The organism is Microcystis sp. M53603_WE2 (assembly GCF_030065435.1).
Map to the genome: position 1 here is coordinate 1 of NZ_JASJFF010000482.1, position 1094 is coordinate 1094.

General features: G+C 46.0%; 1 protein-coding gene. It reads left to right on the top strand.

Features of this window, described 5'->3' with window-relative positions:
• Window positions 1-265: 265 nt before the first annotated feature.
• Window positions 266-853 carry a hypothetical protein gene (locus PX481_RS10040; RefSeq protein WP_190359726.1) on the top strand — a complete coding sequence of 196 codons (588 nt, stop codon included), beginning with the start codon at window positions 266-268 and terminating at the stop codon, window positions 851-853.
• Window positions 854-1094: the final 241 nt, after the last annotated feature.

A 1094-nucleotide genomic window follows, 5' to 3' on the forward strand; every position in this document is an offset into this window, starting at 1 on the left:
TTGCGGCAAAAAGTTTTTCGTGGGGGTAGGGTGTGGGGTGTGGGGTGTGGGGTGTAGGGTTTTACCGATTTTGAGGGGGTCAACTACCTAATTTTCAGGGAAAAAGTCCCAGAATTTTCGCCCCGATCACTCTCAGCTGGCACTTTTTGAGGACAAAAAAGTCTAAAAGTCTTATCCAACAAGGTTTTTAGATTTATTCAGCCAACCCTAATTACTAAATTATTTTATCATAAAAATAAATCCTCTCTCAGGTAAGAGCGGTAGTATGGCTTACTCGACACAGCAGTTAATTGAAATCCTCGAGCGAGAAATGCACGCCACTTGCAAAGGGGAACGTCTGTTACTCTCTCCAGCGGAGCGCATTGATAATCCGGTGATTGCCAAGGCGATCAATCTAGAAAAGGTGGGTAAAGTCTTCGCCTATCAGGATTTTCGCCGCCAAGTTCACGATTATCAACAACAGTATCAGGTTTCGGGCATTATCTGGCGTGTTTGTCAATGGGGCGATCGCACTCTCCGTTATCCCGAAATTCATAATCAATTAGTTGCCGTCGAGGGTGACAAGGAAATTCTCATGGCTGCCAAAGCCTCTGTTTTAGATTTTTGGAACAGTATCACCCCTAATATGAATTTTTGGTGGGTGCTTAACTCCCGTCGTCCCATTTCTGCCGATTCTCTAGCCGAATTAGTCGCCCAGTCCGAATGGGCGGAATTAGATGTGGCGCGCACGGAATTATATCTCGGCCTCTGTTGGGGTAATCCTTTAGAACACCAGTATCAATGGGCGCAACCCTTTTCCGGTTGTCATCGCATTATCGCCGCCGTCGATGAACCTAGTTCGATTAAGGTATGAGGGCGATTGATGTCTTGGGAAGTGGGGTATAGGGTGTAGGGTGTGGTGCGATTCGTTGGCTAGAAACTAGACAGTAAGACGTTTAGAGGATTAGCCGCTTGGTAAATGTAGTACCTTGATAACTTTATAACCTTACAGGTGCGGGTTAGTAATAACCTTAGTCCTGTCCTCTAGATGCCTAGAGTGACGGCATTTCCTGCTGCTTTAGACTTGGTACATCTGAGGTAGTGAGCGAGGAAAA

Excerpts from the sequence above, each read along its gene's own strand:
- PX481_RS10040 (WP_190359726.1), top strand. The coding sequence starts at position 266 with ATGGCTTACTCGACACAGCAGTTAATTGAAATCCTCGAGCGAGAAATG.